General features: G+C 54.8%; 18 protein-coding genes and 2 pseudogenes. 15 read left to right on the top strand and 5 right to left on the bottom strand.

Going from position 1 to position 24,645, the window contains the following annotated elements:
* Positions 1-81 precede the first annotated feature (81 nt).
* Together RMV17_RS08950 and RMV17_RS08945 are read left to right on the top strand one after the other, a co-directional pair.
* On the top strand, positions 82-1,035 hold the full coding sequence (locus RMV17_RS08950) for an alpha/beta hydrolase (protein WP_108226921.1): 954 nt from the start codon (positions 82-84) through the stop codon (positions 1,033-1,035).
* 99 nt (positions 1,036-1,134) lie between these two features.
* Positions 1,135-1,926, top strand: a complete 792-nt coding sequence (locus tag RMV17_RS08945; RefSeq protein ID WP_311886293.1) for a hypothetical protein — start codon at positions 1,135-1,137, stop codon at positions 1,924-1,926.
* A gap of 186 nt (positions 1,927-2,112) precedes the next feature.
* Here RMV17_RS08945 and prmB read toward each other — a convergent pair whose 3' ends face one another.
* Positions 2,113-3,021: a 50S ribosomal protein L3 N(5)-glutamine methyltransferase gene (prmB, locus tag RMV17_RS08940; RefSeq protein WP_034151742.1), complete on the bottom strand. Its 909-nt coding sequence runs from the start codon at positions 3,019-3,021 to the stop codon at positions 2,113-2,115.
* A gap of 239 nt (positions 3,022-3,260) precedes the next feature.
* Here prmB and RMV17_RS08935 point away from each other — a divergent pair, with 239 nt between their 5' ends.
* The 3 genes from RMV17_RS08935 to RMV17_RS08925 all read left to right on the top strand — a co-directional run bounded on the left by RMV17_RS08935 (position 3,261) and on the right by RMV17_RS08925 (position 4,934).
* Positions 3,261-3,851, top strand: coding sequence for a cysteine hydrolase family protein (locus RMV17_RS08935; RefSeq protein WP_007914026.1), 591 nt, complete (start codon positions 3,261-3,263; stop codon positions 3,849-3,851).
* 130 nt (positions 3,852-3,981) lie between these two features.
* Positions 3,982-4,302: a hypothetical protein gene (locus RMV17_RS08930; RefSeq protein ID WP_003223191.1), complete on the top strand. Its 321-nt coding sequence runs from the start codon at positions 3,982-3,984 to the stop codon at positions 4,300-4,302.
* A 74-nt stretch (positions 4,303-4,376) separates the two neighbouring features.
* Entirely contained in the window at positions 4,377-4,934 is a 558-nt protein-coding gene (locus RMV17_RS08925) for a Smr/MutS family protein (protein WP_108226884.1), read from the top strand.
* A 141-nt stretch (positions 4,935-5,075) separates the two neighbouring features.
* Here RMV17_RS08925 and RMV17_RS08920 read toward each other — a convergent pair whose 3' ends face one another.
* Positions 5,076-5,696: a hypothetical protein gene (locus tag RMV17_RS08920; RefSeq protein WP_311886292.1), complete on the bottom strand. Its 621-nt coding sequence runs from the start codon at positions 5,694-5,696 to the stop codon at positions 5,076-5,078.
* A 243-nt stretch (positions 5,697-5,939) separates the two neighbouring features.
* On the opposite strand from RMV17_RS08920, the pseudogene RMV17_RS08915 reads away from it, so the two are divergent.
* Positions 5,940-6,209: pseudogene (locus RMV17_RS08915) on the top strand (site-specific integrase); the annotation flags it as partial.
* Positions 6,210-6,484: 275 nt separating this feature from the next.
* Here RMV17_RS08915 and RMV17_RS08910 read toward each other — a convergent pair.
* A complete protein-coding gene (locus RMV17_RS08910; protein WP_311886291.1) occupies positions 6,485-8,383 on the bottom strand; it encodes a hypothetical protein in 1,899 nt (632 codons plus the stop codon).
* Between the two features lie 11 nt (positions 8,384-8,394).
* Positions 8,395-8,709 carry a hypothetical protein gene (locus RMV17_RS08905; RefSeq protein ID WP_311902257.1) on the bottom strand — a complete coding sequence of 105 codons (315 nt, stop codon included), beginning with the start codon at positions 8,707-8,709 and terminating at the stop codon, positions 8,395-8,397.
* A gap of 551 nt (positions 8,710-9,260) precedes the next feature.
* Between RMV17_RS08905 and RMV17_RS08900 the strand changes: the two are divergent.
* From RMV17_RS08900 to RMV17_RS08890, 3 genes and pseudogenes are all read left to right on the top strand, one after another.
* Positions 9,261-9,521 (top strand): annotated as a pseudogene (locus tag RMV17_RS08900) (site-specific integrase); the annotation flags it as partial.
* Between the two features lie 22 nt (positions 9,522-9,543).
* Positions 9,544-10,089, top strand: coding sequence for a GTP cyclohydrolase I FolE (gene folE, locus RMV17_RS08895; protein WP_010456659.1), 546 nt, complete (start codon positions 9,544-9,546; stop codon positions 10,087-10,089).
* 106 nt (positions 10,090-10,195) lie between these two features.
* Positions 10,196-10,567: a glutathione S-transferase N-terminal domain-containing protein gene (locus tag RMV17_RS08890; protein WP_108226886.1), complete on the top strand. Its 372-nt coding sequence runs from the start codon at positions 10,196-10,198 to the stop codon at positions 10,565-10,567.
* Positions 10,568-10,734: 167 nt separating this feature from the next.
* On the opposite strand, the gene RMV17_RS08885 is transcribed toward RMV17_RS08890, so the two are convergent.
* On the bottom strand, positions 10,735-11,901 hold the full coding sequence (locus RMV17_RS08885) for a PLP-dependent aminotransferase family protein (protein ID WP_311886289.1): 1,167 nt from the start codon (positions 11,899-11,901) through the stop codon (positions 10,735-10,737).
* 82 nt (positions 11,902-11,983) lie between these two features.
* On the opposite strand from RMV17_RS08885, the gene RMV17_RS08880 reads away from it, so the two are divergent.
* The 6 genes from RMV17_RS08880 (at position 11,984) to RMV17_RS08855 (ending at position 24,586) form a co-directional block, all read left to right on the top strand.
* Entirely contained in the window at positions 11,984-12,430 is a 447-nt protein-coding gene (locus RMV17_RS08880; RefSeq protein ID WP_034151774.1) for a MarR family winged helix-turn-helix transcriptional regulator, read from the top strand.
* A gap of 279 nt (positions 12,431-12,709) precedes the next feature.
* On the top strand, positions 12,710-14,059 hold the full coding sequence (locus RMV17_RS08875; protein WP_007914003.1) for an NCS2 family permease: 1,350 nt from the start codon (positions 12,710-12,712) through the stop codon (positions 14,057-14,059).
* Positions 14,060-14,149: 90 nt separating this feature from the next.
* A complete protein-coding gene (locus tag RMV17_RS08870) occupies positions 14,150-14,779 on the top strand; it encodes a LysE family translocator (protein WP_064118631.1) in 630 nt (209 codons plus the stop codon).
* Positions 14,780-15,309: 530 nt separating this feature from the next.
* Positions 15,310-18,840: a calcium-binding protein gene (locus tag RMV17_RS08865; RefSeq protein WP_311886288.1), complete on the top strand. Its 3,531-nt coding sequence runs from the start codon at positions 15,310-15,312 to the stop codon at positions 18,838-18,840.
* Positions 18,841-19,026: 186 nt separating this feature from the next.
* The gene (locus tag RMV17_RS08860; protein ID WP_311886287.1) at positions 19,027-22,572 is read left to right on the top strand and encodes a calcium-binding protein; all 3,546 of its coding nucleotides are present in this window, start codon (positions 19,027-19,029) and stop codon (positions 22,570-22,572) included.
* A gap of 172 nt (positions 22,573-22,744) precedes the next feature.
* Positions 22,745-24,586, top strand: a complete 1,842-nt coding sequence (locus RMV17_RS08855; protein WP_311886286.1) for a hypothetical protein — start codon at positions 22,745-22,747, stop codon at positions 24,584-24,586.
* Positions 24,587-24,645 lie beyond the last annotated feature (59 nt).

Here is a 24,645-nt window from a genome sequence, read left to right as displayed (position 1 = left end):
ACGCAGGCTAACCGAGTAGTTCATCCTCGAACCTTATTGGTGCTGGCGAGTCCAACCGGCACCTTGGCGAATGATGGCGTGATGATGCTGCGAGTTTTGATCTTGAGTCTTACCCTGTTTACGGGCTTTGCCCAAGCGACTGTCCTACAACGCCCGGTTACTTTGGATACCGGCACCGGCGAACTTTTCGGTTCGCTGCTGCTGCCAAAATCTGACAACCCGGTGCCGGTTGTCCTGATCATTTCTGGCTCAGGTCCTACGGATCGCGACGGAAACAACCCCGACGGCGGGCGCAACGACAGCTTGAAACGGCTGGCGTGGGTGCTGGCCAAACACAACATCGCCAGCGTGCGCTACGACAAGCGCGGTGTTGCGGCGAGCCTGGCGGCGACGCCGGATGAGCGCAATTTGTCGGTGGAAGCCTATGCGGCGGACGCGGTGGCGTGGGGGCAAAAACTCAAGGCCGATCCGCGTTTCGGCAAATTGATCCTGCTCGGCCACAGTGAAGGCGCGCTGATTGCCAGCCTCGCCGCGCCGAAAGTCGATGCTGCAGCGGTGATTTCCCTGTCCGGCAGCGCCCGCCCGGTCGATCAGGTGATCCGCGAGCAACTGGCCCGCAGCCTGCCGCCGCCGCTGATGCTGCGCAGTAACGAACTGCTCGACAGCCTCAAGGCCGGCCACACCGATGACAATGTGCCGCAACCGTTGCAGGTGATTTTCCGCCCGAGCGTGCAGCCGTATCTGATTTCGCTGTTCCGTCAGGATCCGGCGAAAGCCTTCGCGCAATTGAAGATGCCGGCGCTGATCGTCCAGGGCAGCAACGACATGCAGGTCGGCGTTGGCGATGCGCAGGCGCTGAAAGCCGCCAAACCCGACGCCGAACTGGCGGTGATCGACGGCATGAACCACGTCATGCGCATCGTCCACAACGATATGAAGCGGCAATTGGCTTCGTACAAGGATCCAAATTTGCCCCTGGCAGCGGAACTGGGCAGCAAGATCATCGAGTTTATTGACGGACTTCGCACCCGTTAACGGTTGTTTGCCCTCTAGTCCTGACAGAAACGGCCGATAAGTCTTTGTCGCCAGCGCAACGGCTGGCGACAAGCAGGGCTTGGACAGGATCTCGCCGTTATGACTGATACCCAGACTTCACCCGACACCACCGCTGAAAAAGACGCACCGCCAGCGGTCGAGCTGCCGTGGGCGGATGTCCACGTCGAGCACCACAAGATGCTCCGCCTGGCCCCGCTGCAAACCGATCGCAACACCGGCGGGCGCCCCTTGCGCTTCGTCGAATTCGGCTATGCCGAGCGCAACAGCAAAGAAAAAAGCCTGATGCGCATGGCGATCAAACTGCCCGGCCAGCGTGTGCGCAAAGAGCAGAATCAGCTGGACGTGTGGGTGGATCACACCACCAAGCGTGTGCACTTCGGCCCCGACAGTGGCTTGCAGATCGAACCGATGAACCGTGGCATCGGCCGTTACATGGCCGCGCAAGGCATCAATTGGGCGAAAAAACGCTGGCCGACCTACACCGTCGACGGCATGGACTTGAACAACAAGGACGCGTTGAACGAAGACACGCGCCTGCGTCGCGATCACTTCCTGCGTGTGCATGGTTTTGATGTGGTGTACGCCGATGCCCAGCACTTGAAGGGCAGCGTCAAGGATGTGTTGGTCAGCGATTTGCTCGGCGACTGGAACAGCGAGAAGCTGCAGATCGTCGAGATTCTTGAAGCGGCGCAGATGCTTCAGCAAGCCGAACAGAATCTGGCTGAGCAGGAAGTGAAGCTGAAAAAGCAGGAAGACAAGGTCAGCAAGTTCAAGCGTGAAGATGCCGGGCTGCGCTTCACGATAACCTGTCTGGTGGCGTTTGCGGTGTTTCAGGCGGGGTTGTTGATCTGGATTGCCACGCACCGCTGATCGCTTGAAACCGCGTCGCGGCCATTCGCGAGCAAGCTCGCTCCCACCTTGGAATGCATTTCCCTGTGCTTGATCGTTCCCACGCTCCGCGTGGGAATGCAGCCCGGGACGCTCCGCGTCCCAACAGCGGACGCAGAGCGTCCATTGAGGCATTCCCACGCAGAGCGTGGGAACGATCAGTCTCGATTAGACGCGGGAAGCGAATAGGGCCTGGTGGTTGCGGCACTGCTCCGCCGTCAGCATGAACACGCCATGCCCGCCGCGCTCGAATTCGAGCCAGGCGAAATCGACTTCCGGGTACAACGCGTCAACGTGCACCTGGCTGTTGCCCACTTCAACGATCAGCAGGCCTTTCTCGGTCAGATGATCGGCCGCTTCAGCAAGCATGCGTCGAACCAGGTTCAGACCATCATCGCCACACGCCAGGCCCAGCTCGGGCTCATGCTGATACTCGTCCGGCATGTCAGCGAAGTCTTCCGCATCCACGTATGGCGGGTTCGACACAATCAGGTCGAAACGCTGACCCGGCAAACCGTCAAAACCATCGCCCTGGACGGTGTAGACGCGCTCATCGACACCATGCCGCTCGATGTTCTGGTTGGCCACTTCCAGCGCCTCGAACGACAGATCGGCCAGCACCACTTCGGCGTTCTGGAACTCGTAGGCGCAGGCGATACCGATGCAACCGGAACCGGTGCACAGGTCAAGAATCCGCGCCGGCTCGGTGCCGATCCACGGCGCAAAGCGGTTTTCGATCAGTTCGCCAATCGGCGAACGCGGGATCAACACGCGCTCGTCGACAATGAACGACATGCCGCAGAACCAGGCTTCACCCAACAGGTAAGCGGTGGGAATGCGCTCTTCGATGCGACGCTTGAGCAGGCGTTGCAAATTGACCAGCTCGTCGTCTTCCAGCGCGCAATCGAGGTAGCTGTCGGCGATTTCCCACGGCAGGTGCAAAGCTCCCAGCACCAGCTGTCGCGCTTCATCCCAGGCATTGTCGGTGCCATGGCCGAAAAACAGATCCTCCCCATGGAAGCGGCTGACGGCCCAACGAATGTGGTCGCGCAGGGTACGAAGTCGGGAAGTGATCACGGGGCAAAACTCCAGAAAAAACGACTGGCGATTCTAGCAGCCAAAACGCCTGACGACGACGCAGGAAAAACATCGCGCCGACAGTAGGAGTTTTCTGTTTTTTGCATCGGCCATTGAACAGAACGTGTAACTTGACAAGGCTGCAGGCCAATAACGACGGTGCCTACGATGGTAGCGATTCACAGAACCGCTCAGCCAGAGGACAATGTCGCAAAAGCCCCACCCCAAGGAGCCCCAGAATGTCCGTTCCAAAAACGATGTTTCAACTCAGCGGTCGCGGTTACGCAGCGGCCACACTGAGCCATGCCACCGTGGTCATCATCGATGCCCAGAAAGAATATCTCAGTGGCCCGCTGGCCCTGAGCGGCATGGACGCGGCCGTCGCGAACATCAAACAAGTGGTTGCCGCAGCCCGTGCAGCCGGTCGGCCGATCGTGCACGTGCGTCATCTCGGCACCGTCGGTGGCCTGTTCGACCCGCAGGGCGAACGCGGCGAATTCATCCCCGGCCTCGAGCCGCAGGGCGATGAAACCATTATCGGCAAACTGCTGCCGAGCGCGTTCCATGGCACCGAGTTGCTCGATCGCTTGCAAAACCTTGGCTCGCTGGACTTGATCGTCTGCGGTTTCATGAGCCACTCCAGCGTCAGCACCACCGTGCGTGCGGCGAAGAACCTGGGTTTCCGTTGCACCCTGGTGGAAGACGCCTGCGCCACCCGTGACTTGCCGTTCAAGGGCCGCGTGCTCAGCGCCGCCGTCGTGCAGGAAGCCGAAATGGCGATAATGGCGGACAATTTCGCCACGCTGGCGTTGACGCAAGACCTGATCTGATCGGCTCTGATGAGCGGCTCACGGCGCCGCTCATCTGCAAAATCCTCTCATTTGCCGCAAATGCCATAGCCTCAGGAACAACCCGGTCAACTCCCGGTCGAAGGGCCGATACCCATTGAGGAAGGTCGGAATGAAGTTATCCGATGGATTTGACGCACGCCGCTTGCGGCCCAAAGGCCAAAGCAACTGGCGTTTTCGATTCGGCGCAGCGATCGCGGCCATTCTGGCGACGTTCGGTGTGCTGCTGGCGATGGCCGGGGCCGCCAGCCTGCTCGGGCGCCCACCAGCGCTCGGCGACTTGAACGCCACACCAACGGGTTCGGCAATCATTCTGGCGGTCGGTTTGCTGTTTCTGTATTTCGGTGTCGCCCTGTGGCGTCGCTGCCGCCGCCGCGCACGGCAATCGCGGGAGTTGAACATGTCCCCGCACCTGATGAAAAAACATGACTGAATCACCGGCCTGGCTTTTTGCCGGGCCGTTTTGTTTCGACTTGGGTAAACTGGCCGCCCTTCGCGGAGGCTGACATGCAAGACGACGATTTTTCCCTGTTCAAAAACGAGTTGCGCGGCGTCAAGCCGATCAAGCATGACCGCGCCGACACCGGCAAACCCAAGACTGACCGCGCACAGATTGCCAAGCTGCGTCAGTCGGCCACCGTGCGCACTGACACCGCTACCGTTGATGGTCTGTCCGATCAGTTTGTGATCGACGTCGGCCCGGAAGACGAGTTGATGTGGGCGCGTGACGGCGTGCAGGAAAGTCAGATGCGCAAGCTCAAGGTCGGCCAGATACCGTTCGAAGGCAGCCTCGATCTGCACGGCATGAGCGTCGAAAAGGCTCGCGAAACCCTCTGGGCGTTTCTTGCCGAAGCGACCAGATTCGAAATCCGCTGCGTGCGCGTCACCCACGGCAAGGCTGTGCGCCTCGACGGCAAGCGGCCGATGATCAAAAGCCACGTCAACACCTGGTTGCGCCAGCACGCACAAGTGCTCGGCTTCTGCTCATGCCAGGCCAGACACGGCGGTGCCGGCGCGGTTTACGTGATGCTTAAACGCACCATGATGGAAGGTCGCGACGAATAATCCGCCCCCTCTGAAGCCCCGCATCGTTAGTCACGATGCAGGGCTTTCACTTGCTGAAGCTGTTCGAATGGCGGTGCTGAACGGCAGCTTTCGGCAGTCGGCTTTGCACCCACTGCCAGCGGCCGTCGCGATACGCGGGATTCAATGAGCGACAGGCGACAGCGCATCGTTTGCTGACGATGAGGGCACATAAACCGAATTGCTCTGCTCATATTCCTCTTGGCGAGCCTTTTCGATACGGTACGTAAGTTCTTCTTCAAGGTTTTCATAGTCGACGTTTTTGCCGTCTTCGTCGCGCAGACCACCGTAGTTGAACACTACAAGATGCTTACGAAAGCCTTTACCCTTGCGCGCACTTGGCATCTTGAAAAAGATCTTCCACCGGCTGTCATTAAAGTTAGGCAGGGTATCAGCCCTTTCGGCAATGATATGAAGTACGGTATTGAGTTGCATCTGAGCTATCCCGCTGTACGATTCGACCTCTGTGGCTTCAATCGATGTGTAAGGGACTAACCCATCAGCATTGAAAAACCAGATGCCCTTGTCCTTGAGGATCATCAAAGTTTGCGAACCCGCGTTGCGATTCAGCCACGCCATGCCCAAGTACCATAACGAACACACTAGCAGCAGCGCAGCGATTCCATTGGACTCCATACGGAATCCCTGGATGGCCATGACCAAGAATAAAACACCGCCCAATAAAGCCCTCACAGGCACGCGGCGACGCTCGGTAAACGCCATATCATTGATTGTACTTTTCATGATTTTCCTTTGGCTAACAGGCGCGAAAATCGCATCCAGGTAATGCAAAAGGCCCTTTCGGGCCGTCGTTTCAATGAACCTTTCACTCAACGTTTGTCGCCTTCCACATGCCAAGGCTCAGCCTCGACACGCAGCCGCTCTGCTCTTTCTTTACAGGGTAAAGGTGACCTGCGGCCCGCGATTTTACTCGATAAATTCGCTGAAGTGAGAGATCGGGTCTGACGCTCTGGGTGTCGGCGAGCGTTTCAGGCCGCGCTGATCGAATTGGGGATTCGCGCCCGCCGGCAATACAACTGCCGACACACTAACGCCACCATGTGCCTCATGGCGGGTATGAACCCTGCGTTTATTGCCAATCAGCTCGGTTATAGCGTTCAGATGTTACTATCGACATACGCCCGACGGGTTAACTCCAGCACCGACTGGGGTGAGCTCGGGAAGCTTGAAAACAGCTTGATTGGTACAGACAGTAACCGCACACCTGTGAAACCCTTATGGAATCAGCCTCTGTGACACTGAAACAGGAATACACCAGTTGATCAAGGGTGTCAGGTTGCTGCCAAGAGTAAGAAAAACGAGGATTTACCAAGCCTATAAACTGAACTTCATTTCCAGCAATTGCCCAATAAAATCCCGCGCCAGCGGGTTCAAAGGGTTTCATTCTTCTGCAAATGCAGGGGATTCAGTCGCTAAGAGGGCTATGCAGTCAGCTCAAGCAATTATTGCACCGTAGCAATATACCTAAAGCAGAGACGCTATAACTTAATCCAAGAAAAACCCTTTGACTCTTATTCTACAGCAGGAGCCTTGCTCCTTGATTTCCGCAATTTTATAAACTTTCCAAACCGTTCACCTTTACCCTCATCATTGACTATCCAAAGCTTACGACCTTGAAAACGCTTTCCTGTCAGCAAATATTCACGCTCAATCCCCAACACGTCAATTTTATTCGTGAGTTCAGCATATTTCCTGCTTGATTTATCGCTTCTTTTTCTCTGCCGCCGAAAACAACTTAAATCCTTTTGAACCTTCATATATCGATATTCCTCATTTACATAATCCATAACATCATCATTTACGGCGCCACCACTAGTAAATCGTTCATCTCCATCAGGCTTGGAAATCGACTCCGGCAGTTTTGTTTCAAAAAAACGTAGCGCCACCGGAAGCTTCGCTTCCGGACGAAAAAGCTTCACAACCAACTTCCCCAAGTACTCGTCTAAATCAGCGCCTTCTAGATGGCTAACCTCAGCCAACACAGTCGATCGAAACCCACTCCGCCTTAAGTATCGAAGTTCATTTAGAACCGATAGCGCAATACCAAGCGGCGCCTGAGAGCCATGAAACACAAAGTGTGAGAATGGTATCTGAATCCGTGCCAAGTCGTTGAAGCGCTCATCCTCTGCAAATCTTTGGGCAAGGACCTTTCTGGTTTTTTGTTTAGCAACAGGTTTTCTATGCTTCACTAGAACAGTTCTACTTGAAGCCTCGCCATAGTAATAATTCATATAAATATTATCCCGACCTTCTGTCCTGGCGATTCGAAGCAATCGGTTTTGTTCATTGTAAAAATACTTCATTGAATCAGAGTTTAACGGCTTCAATTGATCATACAGAGAAACCCAGCCATCATGACCGATCAAAGAAATCGGGTAGGAGATCTGAGTTTCCCCATAACGCGTGTCTTTCATTTCGCGGTCACCCACTTCAACCCGAAAAAAGACAAAACCGCCGTTCCCCAGAGCTGTTATATTTCCATTGGTACTAAACGGCGAGACCCATGATGGATCTCTACGCTGAATTTCCGCATAAGAGTCCAACTTTCCATCATTTAAGATTCTGTACCAAGCGTTAGTTGCATGCTTTAGGTAAAATGGCAACCCTAGCAATGCGCGATAAATTTTAACTTCGTCAATGCGTAACCATTTTGGAATATCAACTAAGTGTTCCCACTCACGAAGTCTGCGTTCTGCATCGGCCTTTTCAACCTGATCATTAACTTCGATCGCAGCTTTCCTTCTATCAAACTGAACCATATACTTCTGATACCGCTCACGCAACTCATGGGTGCGCTCAGCATCTGACTCTTCATCCAGTCCCTCTTCCATATCTGCATCATCATCGATCAGCCCATCAACTCTTGCTACTTGTTCCGCTTCGGCGTGCATTTCCAGCAAGCTGGTCCGCAACTGGCGCTTTAATCTCTGGGTATTTTCCATAGATAGATCCAGCATATTTCCTGGTTCAGCGGAAACGTTTACACGCTGCCAACTAGACCCTGCAAAAAGAGCCTTGTAAGCTTTGTTTTTTTTCCACGCACGTACAAGTCTCTGACCTATGACACTTACTTGCCTGGGTTTCTTCTGACAAGGCACAGTCACAACATTAGTCAGCTCTTCAGACTCTTCCAACCTCTTGAACAACTGTAGCGCTGCCTGCAGAACAAATGTCGCATGAAGAAATCCATCATCATACTTATCAATGATACTAGCAAGACCGTGACCATCGGACTCCGTAATACCTGTAATATTTGCAGGCTTTGCATAGAGTTCCTTTATCTCCCGCACCCCTACAGCAAGCAGATATACCAGGTCGTTAAATTCACCAACTTCAAGTTCCTCATCGATCAGCCGCCCGGACATTGCAATCACAGCATCGAGTCGCTCTATAAGCTCATTAATATCCATTTGAGAGCACCTCAGAAAAATGAGAGTTCATAATCAAGCAAACATTCTCGATAAAGCACATCAAGTCGCCCCTGGAGTTCATCGACTGTTGTTGCGGCCACGACATTCACCCAAGCGTCACTACTTTCGAAGCCAAAACCATGTAGATATGTAAGCTCCGCAACCCGAACCACGTCATTCAATTCATAAAATCCAGCGCGCCCAGCTATTTCAACGCCACAAACCACAAGTGAACGCCCTTCACTGCCAACTGCTTGAGAGCGCTCCAGGTACTTCTCACTTAAACTATCGAACAGTGAACTGAAAAGCTGATCATTACTCAACAACTTAAATTGGCACTCTCTTATACTCAACATATTTTCAATACCAACATACTGTAAACATGATAAGTTCAGGCGCTCGCTAGCCGCACCAAAATGAGCCTAGCACATAAGATTTTTTTCGCTTTAAATCTCGCCCATCACACTCTTTTCATTTACCAAGTATGGATTTGGCAGCGCTTTAAACTCTAATATTCAGCTTGCTCTCGAGATATTTTAGTCCTCACGTTTGTAACCTTCTCGAAGCAAACTCAATGGTAACCACTGTACTCATCGCTCACAGTCTGGTTTCGCCATGGCGAACTGTCTGAGGCATCCCTGGAGACGGCGGCGCTGAACTGCAGGAATAACGGAGGTAGCGCGCACGTAGCTCTCTGCAAAAACTCAAGATTGAGCCAATGCCAAATCACTGCTCAGCAGTCGCCCACTGCACGTCATTGAGTAGGGCAATCAAAACGACAACAAGCTTTACAGGGTCGCCACGCGTACGCCAAATCGCCTTACTGCTTCCGTCAGCCAGGTACTTCAAGCTCATTCAGCAGTCAGGTATAGCTGCCAGATGCTTCCAGGCTCTACCCAGCGAATTAGGAATTCGCGCCCGCCGGCAATACAACTGCCGACACACATAAGCTACCATGTGCCTCATGGCGGGTATGGACCCTGCGTTTATTGCCACTCAGCTCGGTCATAGCGTTCAGATGTTGCTATCGACTTACGCCCGATGGACCCACCCCAGCTCTGACTGGGTTGAACTCGGTAAGCTCGAAAACAGCTTGATTGGTACAAAATTGGTACAGACAGAAACAGTACCCCTCTGAAACCCTTATGGAATCAGCCCCTGTGACACTGGAACAGAACTACACCGCGATTCTCGGCCAATTGGGCGAGGACGTTTCCCGCGAGGGCCTGCTCGACACGCCAAAGCGTGCCGCCAAAGCCATGCAGTACCTCTGCCGCGGTTATGAACAGACGCTCGAAGAGGTCACCAACGGTGCCCTGTTCAGCTCCGACAACAGCGAAATGGTGCTGGTCAAGGACATCGAGCTGTACTCGTTGTGCGAACACCACCTGCTGCCGTTCATCGGCAAGGCGCACGTCGCGTACATCCCGAGCGGCAAAGTGCTGGGCCTGTCGAAGGTCGCGCGGATCGTCGACATGTACGCCCGTCGCCTGCAGATCCAGGAAAACCTCAGCCGTCAGATCGCCGATGCTGTGCAACAAGTCACCGGCGCGCTGGGCGTGGCCGTGGTAATCGAGGCCAAGCACATGTGCATGATGATGCGTGGTGTGGAGAAGCAGAATTCGTCGATGATCACTTCGGTGATGCTCGGTGAGTTCCGTGAAAACGCCGCGACTCGCAGTGAATTCCTCAGCCTCATCAAGTAATTTGCTGTAAGAAGAAAAAACCGGCATTCATCGCCGGTTTTTTTTCGTCCGGGAAAAATCGGGTAAGCTGCGCGCCTTTCTCAATTTGCACCGTGAGGCTTTAAACGTGTTCGTCAAAGCGCTTCGTGTCGGCCTCGGCCAACTGATTATCTTCATCGACTTCATCACCCGTCCGGGCAAGAAACAGCGTCCTGCCGAAACTCAGGCCCAGGTCAACGCCGCCGCAAAAGGCCTGACCCTGTATCAGTTCCATGCCTGCCCGTTCTGCGTGAAAACCCGCCGCACGCTGCGTCGCCTGAATGTGCCGGTAGCGCTGAAGGATGCGAAGAACAACGAGCAGGATCGTCAGACGCTGCTGGATCAGGGCGGCCGGATCAAGGTGCCTTGCCTGCGCATTGAAGAGAATGGCCAGACAACCTGGATGTATGAGTCCAAGGTGATTATTGATTATCTGGATAAGCGGTTTGCCGCGGTCTGATGATTACGTGGTGATGCTGATGGCCTCATCGCTGGCAAGCCAGCTCCCACAGGTTTTGTGAACGCCACAGATCACTGTGGGAGCTGGCTAGCCAGCGATGAGGCTCTCTCAGCCACTGCAAATCCCAGACAAAAACAAACCGGCCCTCGAGCCGGTTTATTTGCTTTTCAGGCCGCTTTTTCCAGCTGCGCCTGGCGCACCACCGCCGCCAATCGCTTCAAACCTTCGTCCAGACGCGCCGGATCGATGTGGCTGAAATTCAAGCGCAAATGCCCATGATGATTATCCGGATCCGGAAAGAACGGCTCCCCCGGCATAAACGCCACATCATTGGCCAACGCTTCATTGAGTAGTGTTCGCGTATCCAGCGGTTGCTTCAGCGTCAGCCAGAAAAACAGCCCGCCCTGTGGCATGTTCCAATCCGCCAGATCAGAAAAATGTGTTTCCAGCGCCGCTTGAAAGGCATCCCGCCGTTGCCGATAGAACCCGCGCAACGCACTCAAATGCTGCTGATACTTATCGCTGCCGATCCATTGCAACGCCTGCCATTGGCCGATGCGGTTGGTATGCAGATCTGCCGATTGCTTGAGTTTGAGCAGATGCGGGAACAGGTCCGGGCTGGCGATCAGGTAGCCGACGCGTAAACCGGGCAACAAGGTTTTCGACACGGTGCCGGTGTAGATCCAGCTCGCCTTCTGCAGACGCCCGGCAATCGGCTTGGCACTGCCGCCATCGAACGTCAGTTCGCGGTAAGGCTCATCTTCGATCAACGTGACGCCAAACTCATCGAGCAAAGCCGCTACCGCTGCACGCTTTTCTTCGCTATAGCGCACGGCGGACGGGTTCTGGAACGTCGGAATCAAGTAGATGAACGCCGGACGATGCTGCTCCAGACGCTCGCGCAGTTGCGCCAGGTTCGGCCCATCAGACTCTTGCGGCACGGTCAGGCAATCGGCGCCGAACAGCTGAAAGATTTGTAGTGCGGCGAGATAGGTCGGCGCCTCCAGCAGAATTTCAGTGCCCTTGTCGATGTACAGCTTGGCCGCCAGATCAAGGGTTTGCTGCGAGCCGCTGACCACCAGCACCTGACTTGCGGTGCACTCCAGGCCAAGCGCCCTCGCCTCCGCTGCCAACGCTTCGCGTAACGCCGGTTCGCCTTCGCTCATGCCGTATTGGCCGAGCGACAGCGGCATGTCCGCCCACTCGACTTTCGGCAGCATGGCTTCGGCGGGCAGGCCGCCGGCGAACGACATCACCTCCGGACGTTGCGCGGCGGCAAGGATTTCACGAATCAGAGAACTTTTAAGGCGCGAGACACGTTCGGAAAAAGCCATGGCGGTCACCGGTAGCAAGGGATGCGAAAAATGAGTCAAACTGGTTGACTGAAATTACGACAGCCTGAGTGAGTACGTCAACATGCTTGACCTTAAAAACCCCGCCAGCCAACAACAGGCGATGGAAGCGTTTTTCTTCGGCTATCAGGCGTTCACCGCCAAGGCTGATGAAATGCTCGAGCGCCGCGGGCTGTCGCGGGTGCATCAGCGCATTGTGTTTTTCATCGCGCGTTATCCGAATTTGAGCGTGAAGGAATTGCTGGGATTGCTTGGCGTGAGCAAGCAGGCCTTGAACATGCCGTTGCGGCAGTTGCAGGAAATGCATCTGGTGGACAGCGTGGCGTCCGAGGCCGACAAGCGTAAACGCCTGCTGGAGCTGACGGCGGAAGGTGCAAAGTTTGAACAGACGTTGCGGCGTGAGCAGGTGAAATTGCTGGAGCGAGTGTTTGCCGAGGCTGGGGAGGCGGCGGTGAATGGCTGGTTGGCGGTGAATATGGCTTTAGGGAAAAGTCAGGCAGCCTTCGATTGACAGTTTTGGCCTCATCGCTGGCAAGCCAGCTCCCACAATGATCTGTGGGAGCTGGCTTGCCAGCGATGAGGCTCTCAGAGCGATATATCCCTATCGACGGAACTTTCGTAAACAAAACCAAAAACAATATTTGCTTTATTTGTACACAAAAGCATAATCCACAGCGTGCGAGTTCCTGACCGCATGGTCAACAAATTCGCGTATGCCTCAAAGGGCCGCTGCCACCCCTCATGGGTCCGGCCCTGGAAATAACAATAAAACTCTTGAGGAGTACTCGCTGTGGAAAGCCGCAAATCCGAAGCATCGACGCTGGACCTCTCGCCACCATTACGCAGTGGTCTGCTGGAACGTCTGTTCAAACTCAGCTTGCATGGCACCACGGTGAAGACCGAGCTGATTGCCGGTCTGACAACCTTCATCACCATGGCCTACATTATCTTCGTCAACCCGAACATCATGGCCGATGCCGGGATCGATCACGGTGCAGCCTTCGTCGCCACCTGTATCGCCGCCGCGTTGGGCTGCCTGCTGATGGGCCTGTACGCCAACTGGCCAGTGGGTCTGGCGCCGGGCATGGGTCTCAATGCGTTCTTCACTTACACCGTGGTCGGCACCATGGGGTACAACTGGGAAACCGCCCTCGGTGCGGTGTTTGTTTCCGGTGTGCTGTTCATGATCCTGACCTTCTCGCGGATTCGCGAGTGGCTGCTCAACAGTATTCCGGTCAGCCTGCGCTTCGCGATGGGTGCCGGTGTCGGTCTGTTCCTCGGTCTGATCGGCCTGAAAACCGCAGGCATCGTCGTCGATAGTCCCGCAACCCTGATCAAACTCGGCTCCCTGCGCGAACCCGGCCCACTGCTCGCGGCCATCTGCTTCCTGATGATTGCGATCCTCAGCTACCACCGCGTGTTCGGCGCAATCCTCATCAGCATCATCACCGTGACCCTGGCCGGTTGGGGCCTGGGCATCGTGCATTACGAAGGAATCATGTCGACCCCGCCGAGCCTGGCCCCGACCTTCATGGCCATGAACGTGGCCGGCGTGTTCAACGTCAGCATGATCAGCGTGGTCCTGGCCTTCCTCTTTGTACACATGTTCGACACCGCCGGCACCCTGATGGGCGTTGCCCAGCGCGCCAATCTGGTGAACGCCGACGGCCGCATCGAAAACCTCTCCCGCGCAATGAAAGCCGACAGTGCCTCCAGCGTTTTCGGCGCCGTGGTTGGTGTCCCTCCAGTAACAAGCTATGTGGAAAGTGCTGCCGGCGTGGCCGCTGGTGGTCGGACTGGTCTTACCGCAGTCACCGTAGGTGTGCTATTTATAGCGGCGATGTTCTTCGCACCGCTAGCCGGCATGATTCCCGCTTACGCCACCGCCGGTGCACTGATTTACGTAGCGATGCTGATGATGGGCGGCATGGCCCACATCGAATGGGACGAAGCTACTGACGCGATCCCGGCGATCGTCACCGCGATCATGATGCCACTGACCTTCTCGGTCGCCGACGGCATCGCGCTGGGCTTCATTACCTACGTCGCGCTGAAGGCCGGCACCGGTAAATACAAAGAGATTTCCGTGAGCCTGTGGGTGCTCTGCGCGATCTTCATCGCCAAGTTCATCTTCTTGTAAGCGTCACGCGGTTCAAGCTTCAAATCAGCCTCACCCTTGCGGGTGGGGCTTTTGCACATTCTTGAGTACAACAAAAAAAGGAGGAAAGTGATGAGTCTGGAAACCTGGCTGCTGTTCAGCGGCGCTGCGCTGGTGGTGATCCTGATTCCGGGGCCACTGTCGCTGTTGATGATCAGCAACAGTCTGAATTATGGATTACGCCGTTCTTACCCGGCCTTTCTCGGCGGTGTCAGCGCTTCGATCTGCCTGCTCAGCGCCTCGGCTCTGGGGCTAGGTGCGTTGCTGCTCGCTTCGGAAAAACTCTTCAGCGCCCTGAAGATCGTCGGTGCCTTGTACCTGTTCTATCTTGCCTGGCAGAGTTGGCAGCAATCCCGGCAACCCTCGGTCGGCGCCGAAGTGCCGCAAGCAGCGCCGGTGCCACGCTTCCGTACGCTGTTCGGCCGCGCTTTTGTGTTGGGCGCGAGCAACCCGAAGGACATCCTGTTCTTCGCCGCATTCCTGCCGCAGTTTCTCAGCGCCGAACAGCCGTTCCTACCGCAGTTGCTGGTGATGATCGCGACCTGGACGGTGCTCGATCTGCTCTGCAAGCTGGCCTACGGATTGGGAGCCCACGGTGCCGCGCGTTATCTGCGCAGTGGTAAGGGCCAGAGCTGGTTCAACCGGATCAGTGCCGGTTTGTTTGGTGGTGCCGGCGCGGCGTCTTTGCTCAGCAGCCATTGAAACGCGGGCGGGCTTATTCCTTCTGAATGATCCCGCCCCGCTACACGCAACTTTGAGAAGCAACTGCCTCAAGCTGCGGTAACGTCTCGCATCGTTTGCCTTCGCCTCAAGACATATATACCGCACCCGAGCGGCAAAGCAGATCATTTACCCGACAAGGGGAAATTTCAGACGGATACATCAGAGCAAACAACTTTCTTATTATCAGAGAGCGCTGAGCGCAATTTACAGACAACAAAAAAACTTCGTAATATTTTACATACTGTCATAAAAATCATCACACCCCTCGATACAACCATGCCCCCTCGCTGACCATGAACCCGCCTGAAACAATGAAGACATTGCTCTGAATGGAAGCACGCAGTGACTTCCATCCAGAAGTAGCAGATTCATTACCGCTTAAATGGCTGACCTTCTATTCAATTCTTTAATTGCAACACATCAGCTCTTTACTCGCATTACATGAGGTTATATCTCTACCAGCAACACCGCTCTGCATACTGCAGAATATATTGAACATGGAAGTTCCAATGTCAGAACCGAAATCTGTTAAAAGCACCTATGCCCAGAATGACACCATCAAAGCGTTGGACGACGGGATGCCAGCCGTTGAGCGCACCGCCGAGACAATCGACTTCGAAGCGACAAGCGCCGATGAGCCGGAAAAAACGTCTGCCTCGACCAGCCGACGAAAGCCCGGTCAACTCAAGGTGCTCGACGACCTGTTCGGACCGCTCAGGATAGGGCCTTACACCGTGACACGCCGAGCTCTGGATGCCCTGGGAGCAACCATCGATGGCCAGCCGTTAACCGGTCATAACACACATTTTCGCACGCCCAGTCGGTCTTTCATCAACGCACTGCAACTCAGTTATCCCGCCATCGAAAAGCGCATGAAAGTTTCCACTTTCGGTGATGGCTATCTACTGCCTTCCTTACTGTTCGAACTCGCCGTTCTGCGCCCGGACACTGCCCCGCCAGTCATCAGGGAAGACTTCGGGGCAAGTGTCAAGGATCGCGGATACGCGAACAAAATGGCTCGCCTGTTGAACTCCGCCCAGACGCTCGATTTGCGCCAGGCCTATTCAAGCAAACGCAAAAATCCGAGCTGGCTCATCATCAAGGACTATTCCGCGGTCGGGGCCAGCGTCGGCGTTCAGGCTTTTGGCCTGTTCATGGGAATTCGCGGCATTTACGATGCCGTGAAGAGGGATGATCCGGGTGAAATCATCTTCAACAGCATCGGGGTCGGCACTGAGGTGGCCTCGATTATCACTGACATTGCCGTGACCAAAGCCGGCCAGCACATGATCGAGGCAGGCAGTGGCGCCTTGAAGGACTTCATCAAAACCCGGATGGGGCTCCGACTGGGTCGGTCCGGGGGACTCCTCGGCGGCATATTCACATTGCCGTTCGATATCGTCGTCGCCGTCAAGGAATTCAGCTCAGCCAGCAATGCAACCGGCAAAGCGGCAATGGATCATTACGTCAGCGGTGGTTTGAGCATTGCCAGTGCCGCCATGACCGTCATTCTCGGTGCTGCCGCCTACGCCGGTTTTGCCTTCGCCGGCCCGGTCGGCCTCGTGGCGGGTATCTTTATGGCGGTAGGATCGCAAATCTACGGCGCCGTACGCATGGTGGATGAAATCGACGACTACATCGAACTCACCGCTGAAGAACGGTGGAGCGTCGGATGGGCAGCCTTTGTGCCGTTTAAGGAAATAGACCAGGACATCAAAAACCGCTATGAACTGGCCAGAGCCAAAATCGAAACTGCCAAACGAATGCAAGCGACTGCCCGACAGTTACTCGAGGAGACGGGGGGGACCCCCATCGAAGCCGTCGTTCACGGCAACTATGAAGATCGCCTGATAAAAAGACCCGAGCTTGTAGAACAGTTGGGGCTCAGAAGCATGCGGATCAAGCATGTCCCTGTGGTGGTCGGCCTTGACGATACCATTGATGCTCGCGACGGCGTAACGGCTGAAACCCCAGGTGCCGTATTGGGGACGCCGGGGGAAACCACAGGTGTTATGTGGCTGCTCAGTAGCGGCAGGGACACCGTCACCGGTGTCGCGGATAAACCCAATCTCTTTTATTACACTGACGGCGTAAAGAATCTCACGGGGGGTGATAAAGATGACACGTTCATTTTCCAGAATTCGGCGGATGACCTGGCAAGACATGTCGAAAGGCGTGAGTTTTCCCGACTCGAAGGTGGTGCCGGCAGCGATACCTTGATGTTGGGTAGCGACGAGTTGTACCCAAGCCTTGGCCGCGGCTACCACATCGATCTGGAGGCGGGCACGTTGCGAGTTTTTACGCCAAACCCGGATCCGTCCGTAGTGGATGGCGAGACGTACTCCTTCAAGGCCCATCTCGAAAGCATTGAGAACGTTCAGACGCTGCAAAACGGAAGAAGCGTTGTCACAGGCACCGCAGCCTCCAACATGATCGTCTCAAAAGGCGCGGACACCATCAATGCTGGCGCCGGTGACGACCGGATTAATTTGTACAAGGCAGGCGCCAGTGCATTCGGTGAATCGGGAGTGGATCATTATTACGTGGGATTGACCGAGGGTGGAGTTCTCATCTCGGAAGATGGCGTAGACGAAAGTATTATCTCGTTGGGCTGGCGAATGGACCAGATCGAGAAGTGGGAGGTGGACAGATGCCGTCTTACCATCATAGTGAAATTCGACTTTCATTACGTTCGCAGAAGCAGAATAACCTTCGACAACATATACAAACAAATAGATGGCCGTAGGGTTTTGCAAAATGACAAATTGACCATCATTACTCACGACAAGTATCACCTCAAACCGGATTTGCCGGAAACAATCGAACACAACAACCCCGTCAAGATAAACGCCAAAAGAATCGAGCAGGGACGCCCTGGACAAGTGACCATCCTCCACGAAGTAGCGTGCAGAGTGCCGACCCGGCAAAACACCGACTATTACCTTCAGCGCTACAACCCGTACCATCATTTCTTAACCAACAGCTTCCCCGATTCCAATTTCGGCACCCGCATCTTTCTTGATTACGATTACGCCGAAATGACCAGTGCGCAGGTTTTCTTTGTCACCACCCCCGCCATTTGGAAGAACGAAGCGGCTGACAAGGACAAGATCGATGTCTCGTGCAATTTTCTGTTTTGCTTCGGCGAGAGCAGGTTACAGATCTCCGGCGTCGGCCAGTATAAAGAAACGACACTTGATGCTGCCCTGAAGAACCACGTAGCCAAGGTCTCTATCCATGGTTATATGCTGGTATTTCGCGATGGAATATCCCATACACTGATCCTCGAAGAGAAGTACGCCGTACCTCCGGCAGAATATGAACACAACGTTGTCAAACTTACAGAGACCAGGCACAACCTGCGTTTCCCGCTTAGAACCCGCGACGATGTGGTTTTCGAATTACCCGTAGGCTACGCGCAGAACCTGGGTGGTTCCTGTATCCGGTTCCAGCCTCTACTCGAACAAACTTCGATCATAAACCTTGAAGGTGAAGGTATCCCCTATTTGCTGCATTTGCACGAAAACAGGGTGGCACGGCTTTCGACACCGGGCGGCCTCGCGACCGCCAAAAACCGGTTGGACCACTCATCCACTTGGAGTATCGATGCGACACAAATCAAAGACTTCAAAGTCGTCCTGTCCGGGAATAAGCTGTACATCGGCACGGTCACCCTGCATCTGCCGCAGTACGATTCCGAAGATCTGATTGACCAGATTTTTGTCATTGGACCAAAAGGCGTGGTCCACACCGTGGACCTGACTTTCGACCGGGTTTATATAGACAGCCTCGACGCCAGATATTTTGAACCGCCAACCATGGAAGAGTTGCCCGAGGAACTTTCCTCGCTTGTTAAACCCGAGCTCTACGTGCGCAATATTGCAATGCGCGACGGTACTCGAGGCAGGCTGAAGTACAACCTGGCAAACCGCAAATGGATTCTGGACAGTAACAAATCCCGGGAAATAACTTATTCGCAGTTGGTAGTTTTCAGGCAATGCGAGCATAACGCCAAACCAGTGTCGCTGCCCGATAATTGACCTCTGGCCAAACGGCGTCAGTGTATTAATAAACCGTCCGTCAGGCCGGTTTATTGTTTTCACGCCGCGTTTTCCAGCAGCGCCATCGCGCGCAATACATAGCAACAACCCGTTGATGTACATCGTTAAAACATCGATCGTACTATCACGCCTCGCGCTAACACCTGCCAGAACAAGGAAGTTCAGATGGCCACCATGATACGTAAAGCGTCACTGGAACCTGCGGAAATTACAGACGCCGTCGTTATCACTGACATGCGTTTTGAACGCAATGAGCATAATGCTTCGACCATTGATCTCAAACGCAGCACTGATGAAACAACGGGCACGATAGCCAAAAGCAAAGTAGATCAGTTGAAACTCGCCGACTCGGTGTTCGGCCCGCTGCAAATAGGCAATATCTCAATAACCCGAGCATCTCTCGATGCCTTGGGCGCAACGTTGGACGGTCAGCCGTTAAATGGCAAAAACACCTTCTTCCGGGTTCCCAGGCGTTCTTTCATCAACTCGTTGCAATTCAGCGCTGTTGATATCGAACACTACATGAAGTCGTCAACAGGAAAAGACAGCTATTTATTGACGACACTGCTTTTCGAAATGGCCAGCGAGCGTCCACTGATAGCTCCTCACCTGATCAGAGAAATATCGCAAGCCGATACTGAAAAAGGTAACTACCGCAGCAAACTGGTAAAGCTTCTGGGCTCCGCACAAAAACTTGACCTGTATCACGCACAACTGCCCAAACATAACCCGCGCTGGGTGGCCGTGACAAAAAGTTATGCAACCCTCGGCTCCAGTGTCGGTATTCAGGGTTTCGGCATATTCATGGGTTTGCGTGGTGTGGTGGATGCTGTCAAGACTGAAAACACCACTGAGGTTGCTATCAACAGCGTGGGTATTGGCACGGAAGTCGGCTCCATCGTGGCTGACATTGCCGTCAGCAAAATTGCATCCAATATGCTCTCGGCCGGGCAAGGCGCCCTGCTGGATTTTGCCAGAACCCGTTTTGCGTTGAGGCTCGGCCGTTCCGGCGGTCTGATCGGCGGCGCACTGACGTTGCCATTCGATATCTTCACCGCCGTCAGATCGATCAATGCTGCGGAAAATGCAGCCGGCAAAGAAGCCATGGATCACTACGTGAGCGCTGGACTGAGTATTACCAGCGCAGCCATGACCGTCATCCTTGGCACTGCCGCGTTGGCAGGGTTTTCATTTGCAGGCCCGGTGGGGCTCTTGGCCGGAGCGATCCTGGCCATCGGATCGCAAGTTTATGGTGCAGTTCGCATCGTTGACGACATTGATGACTACATTGAACTGACACTGGACGAACGCTGGCGCACCGGCTGGTTTTCGTTCTGCATGATGGATCCTGACCAAGCCGTACAGAACCGTTATCTGCTGGCAAAAACCAGGTTCCAATACGCGAAACAGTTGAAAGAAACCGCCGAAAAGCTGCTGAGTGGCCAATTAAAGGACACCACCGAAGCCATTGTTAATGGCAAATTCGAAGTCCACCTCAAACCATCGCAGGTGCTTAAACGCAACTGGTGGACCAAACAAGACAGCTGGGAAACGATACAAGTCCCCGAAATCAAGGGCGGCGATGATGTCATTGACGCCCGTGCCGGTGTTACCAAGGACACGCCTGGCGCAGAATTGGGAACATCTGCCGAACACAAGGGCATTCTCTGGCTCATCAGCGACGGTCAGGACTCGATCAAGGGCGTTGAAGACAAGCCAAACAGCTTTCATTACCGGGCAGGGAAAAAACAGCTGACGGGGGGAGACAAAAACGATCGCTTCGTGTTTGAGGGTGCAGGGGATCTTCTGGTACAGAATGTCCAGGTTTCCGGATATTCGACACTGAAGGGAGGCGCAGGCACAGACACTCTTGTCCTGGCTGGGAACAATTACACCCGCCGTACCGATAAAAAAGGCTATGACGTCGATCTACTCGCACAAACCCTGCAGATAATCGCTACCGATCCATCAGCAGAAGGTGGCGAAAAATATACGCTCCACAGCCTTCTGGAAAGTATTGAAAATGTCGAAACCGTAAGCGGAGCCAGCAGTGTCGTAACAGGCTCAGCACAACGCAACATCATTGATTCGCGCGGCAAAGACACTATCAATGCGGGGCCTGGAAACGATCGAATCCATGTGTTCTATACGGGAGCAACAGCCTCTGGCGAAGCAGGCATTGACGAATACATCATTAACCATAGACCGGGTCGGGTCTGCATCATAGAAGATGGCGCAGAAGAAAGTACTGTATTGCTCAACTGGAAATATGAACTGATCGATAGCTGGACGATTGAGGATGGCTCGTTACTCATCAGTTCGCGGTTTGCCTTCGCGGACGACCCGAAAAGTGTGGTGATCATCAAAGACATATACAAGAAAAACGAAAACAACTTCGTACTACAGAATAACAAACTGACGTTTCTGACCCGCGACGGCTACTCTTTAAGACTGCCTGATACACCTGACCTGCCCGACAGTATCGAAAATGACCATAACCTCGAAATCGAGGTCGTCGTTGTAAAAAAAGGAACATCCGAAGAACCGCTTATCCTCCACGCTTCCGAATGCTTGATCGAGCATCAACATGAGGTGAGCTACTATCTGCCAAGATCCAGGAAAAACACTACATTCTGGTCGGTAAAACGTGCCGAGGCGGTAGTCCGCCTGCATCTGGATTACGACATCAGCGAACTGACGAAGGTTGAAGCGCACTTTGGCTCCAGCGAATGGAAAGCTGATCGAGAACTCTTTGCTGGCTGTGACCTGCTGTATCACTTTGGCCTGAACACGGTAAAGCTCAGAGCGTTCGCCTACGCGGAAGGTGGATCGGACCCCAGAAACATGACCAGAATCCTGAGAACCATGGCCGCACGTCCCAACTACCGGGTTGTGCTCATTTTCAGGGGTGGCGTAACTGTCAACGCAGGACTAACACCCGAAACCGATGCTTACCCCCTGGAAAGCCACAATCCGTATGGCTTTGATCGTTGGACAACGCAACTTTCACTGCCGCTGCCACGTCGCACAGACCAGACCCCTTTTCAATTGCCGGATACCACGCCCTACAAATTCGACAGGGCAGGCTGCGGCTCGCTTTTTTCCCACTCCGAACAAACCTCGATCCAGAATCTTGAAGGCACTGGCGCTACGTACCTGATTCATCTGGTCGCCGATATCGCGATCCGACTCTCGACTCCCGGCGCACTTGCGAACGCCCCTGCCGCACTGCCTTGCTCGTCTACCTGGGATCTTGACGCAACGGCACTTGGCAAGGTCGAGATCAGGCTGGAAAACAACCAGTTGCATGTCGGCACCTGCATTGTTCATCTGCCCGAATACGCAAGCGAAGACCTGATCGACCAGGTACGCGTCATCACCGAAAAAGGAGTCGTCCATACCGTCGAACTGACCTTCGACAGAGTTTACCTGGATGGTCTGGATGCACGGTTCTTTGAAGAACCCGACCCGTCGACAGCCTTGCCTGAAGCCTTTACGGCAATGGCCAATACAGAGGCCACAGTGAGAAACATCGCCCTTGCCGACAACCGTCCCGGGGCGCTGAGTTACAACTTCCCCGCGCGCGGCTGGATCCTGCACAGCGACAAATCCCGCGTCGAATACTCCGCGCTGCAGGTGATCAATCGCTGCAGCCATCAGGATCTCAACCTCTTTGCCCCACCGCCCTTGATAAATGAGCCTCCCGCTTAACGCACCACTCCTTAGTCAAAACCGATAAACACTTGCGCACTCCGAAGTTGAAGTAGCCCAACGTCTCCATCACTTTCCCAGCCCGGAGTTTCGTGAGGCAGACGAGTGCGCCTGAAAAGTGCGGCAAGGCATTTCCGTGCCTCCGCGTCACCCCTCCAACGAGTAAATTTTCATGGCGAAACCACCCAAGTCAGTTCCTGTACCAGCGGCTACCAAAACGACGGTTACACCAAGACCTGCGGAGTCAGGCTCGGGTAACCGTGTCACCACAAACATACCTGACATACCACTGTCGGGCGTCGATCTGGCCAGCGGGTCACAGGCAACCGTCACCTCGACCACTCGCCCGCCCGCCGTCATCGTCAGCGACATCCCCGATACCTACAGGGCTGCCCGGAGCGCAATTGCCTGGCCTCAGGAGCGATTGCACGAACTGACGCCGAACGGAGAGAACACCGGATTGTTCACCGGGCCGGACCAGCGGACCTACGCACAAATCGGCAGCGAAGGCCGGTTCGTCGTCGAACGGGATGTGCAGGGCAACTACTACGTTCCACTGACTTTTGCACCCGGTGTTCCAGGCCCGGTACTGACCAGGATTGAGGGCCAGGCCAGTTGGCAAATCCAGCGCCCCGGCTGGCAATCGACACCGTCACGACCCGGTACGCCTGCCACGCCCCAAACCATCTCCTACCTTGCGCCCGAAGACGCACAAACGCTGACCAAAGCAGAACTCGCAACGGATGGAATCCGTTACAACAAACTTAAACACTCCCACGTCGATACGGCAGAAGGCACAGTCATGGTCCGGAAAAACAAACGAGGTGAGTATCAACTGGCCTCGGCGAGGGACAGAAACGTGCCCGAGGTATTTTTTCAACAGATTCCCGGAACGGTACTCTGGCGCCGAACGAGTCCGGACTCGCCCCCCCATGAAAACCCTCCTGCGGGCAGGTCTCGGCCGATTGCCGACGCGGACGAATCGCAACCCGGCCCAAGCAAACGTGCGCGCATCGACGATCCCCGGGATCCGGTGCCAGCGCCTCCCCTCGAACCCATAGTCCGCGCCGAGCAGACTCAGCCTTTGTGGCTGCACTGGGGCCATAGGACCAAACCAGAGCTGGGGGAATCAGTCCAGCTCGGCTGGTTTCATTATCCGATTGTGCCCATTGGCTCCTACCCCACCCCCAAGCTCTACTTTGTGCAGCATCCCGAATTTACGCCAGCTGGCTTCGATGCCTTCGAACACATGCTGCGTACAGCGCCCTCGCTGCAGCCTGTTGCAACGTTTCGCATCGGCAGCGAGCCGGCCCCCGGAAAGCATATTTTTGATGAACCGATAACCCAGTCGGTTGCCAATGCGTTCCCCGACTTTACCGATGCCACTGCACACACCGTCGCCAGAAAACTGTTTGAACTCGCGGACAACTCCCCCCTGATTACCGGCACCGGACTGATCAATATTCAGGCAGTCCTGCATCAGTGGAAGTCTCGACCGTTTCCCATATCGCCTGCGCATGCCGACCCGTTCAACATGCTGTCCGTGGCGCCGGCCATCGACTTCAACGGAAGAAAACTTATCCGGATGCCCTCCCAGGTCGATGGCGACCTGCAACGACTCACCTTCGATCCACGCCGTTTTCCCATCGAATGGAATCACTACACATCAGACCCGACAGATATGAACCTCAGGCGTCTGCTTGGCGCCTTGCTGGTGCGCAGCGGCTACGACGTCTTTCCCCTGACTTATGAGCATCGCATGCCGACCCTGGTCTTCCGGCGCGAACACCATGACCGGATTTATTTCATGAAGCTGGGAGCAGTGGAACATATCGGCCTCTCCCACACGCCGGGCAATGAGCTGGCAGAACCAACCTTGCCGGCCAGGATTGGCAAGGAGGCGTTTGCTGCCCTGACAACCGCAACGATAGAAAACAAAGTGACCTGGCTCATTGGTGGGGTATTGACGGTCGATTCCATTCCAGAGTCAGTGTTCATGATCAGAGAGCGCTGAGTTTTTTCTGCCACTCGCACCGGACCTGCCGGAGCGAGCTGGCATTCCTCCACAGCATC

The sequence above is a fragment of the Pseudomonas sp. VD-NE ins genome (assembly GCF_031882575.1).
Classification (GTDB): Bacteria; Pseudomonadota; Gammaproteobacteria; order Pseudomonadales; family Pseudomonadaceae; genus Aquipseudomonas; species Aquipseudomonas fluorescens_BZ.
Note: the sequence above shows the minus strand (reverse complement) of the source record. Positions and strands in the feature narration are given on the sequence as shown.

What these genes read in the sequence shown, in the direction of transcription:
- RMV17_RS08950 (WP_108226921.1), top strand. Translation starts at nt 82, where the DNA reads ATGATGCTGCGAGTTTTGATCTTGAGTCTTACCCTGTTTACGGGCTTT.
- RMV17_RS08945 (WP_311886293.1), top strand. Translation starts at nt 1,135, where the DNA reads ATGACTGATACCCAGACTTCACCCGACACCACCGCTGAAAAAGACGCA.
- RMV17_RS08935 (WP_007914026.1), top strand. Translation starts at nt 3,261, where the DNA reads ATGTCCGTTCCAAAAACGATGTTTCAACTCAGCGGTCGCGGTTACGCA.
- RMV17_RS08930 (WP_003223191.1), top strand. Translation starts at nt 3,982, where the DNA reads ATGAAGTTATCCGATGGATTTGACGCACGCCGCTTGCGGCCCAAAGGC.
- RMV17_RS08925 (WP_108226884.1), top strand. Translation starts at nt 4,377, where the DNA reads ATGCAAGACGACGATTTTTCCCTGTTCAAAAACGAGTTGCGCGGCGTC.
- RMV17_RS08920 (WP_311886292.1), bottom strand. Translation starts at nt 5,696, where the DNA reads ATGAAAAGTACAATCAATGATATGGCGTTTACCGAGCGTCGCCGCGTG.
- RMV17_RS08910 (WP_311886291.1), bottom strand. Translation starts at nt 8,383, where the DNA reads ATGGATATTAATGAGCTTATAGAGCGACTCGATGCTGTGATTGCAATG.
- RMV17_RS08885 (WP_311886289.1), bottom strand. Translation starts at nt 11,901, where the DNA reads ATGGCTTTTTCCGAACGTGTCTCGCGCCTTAAAAGTTCTCTGATTCGT.
- RMV17_RS08880 (WP_034151774.1), top strand. Translation starts at nt 11,984, where the DNA reads ATGCTTGACCTTAAAAACCCCGCCAGCCAACAACAGGCGATGGAAGCG.
- RMV17_RS08870 (WP_064118631.1), top strand. Translation starts at nt 14,150, where the DNA reads ATGAGTCTGGAAACCTGGCTGCTGTTCAGCGGCGCTGCGCTGGTGGTG.
- RMV17_RS08865 (WP_311886288.1), top strand. Translation starts at nt 15,310, where the DNA reads ATGTCAGAACCGAAATCTGTTAAAAGCACCTATGCCCAGAATGACACC.
- RMV17_RS08860 (WP_311886287.1), top strand. Translation starts at nt 19,027, where the DNA reads ATGGCCACCATGATACGTAAAGCGTCACTGGAACCTGCGGAAATTACA.
- RMV17_RS08855 (WP_311886286.1), top strand. Translation starts at nt 22,745, where the DNA reads ATGGCGAAACCACCCAAGTCAGTTCCTGTACCAGCGGCTACCAAAACG.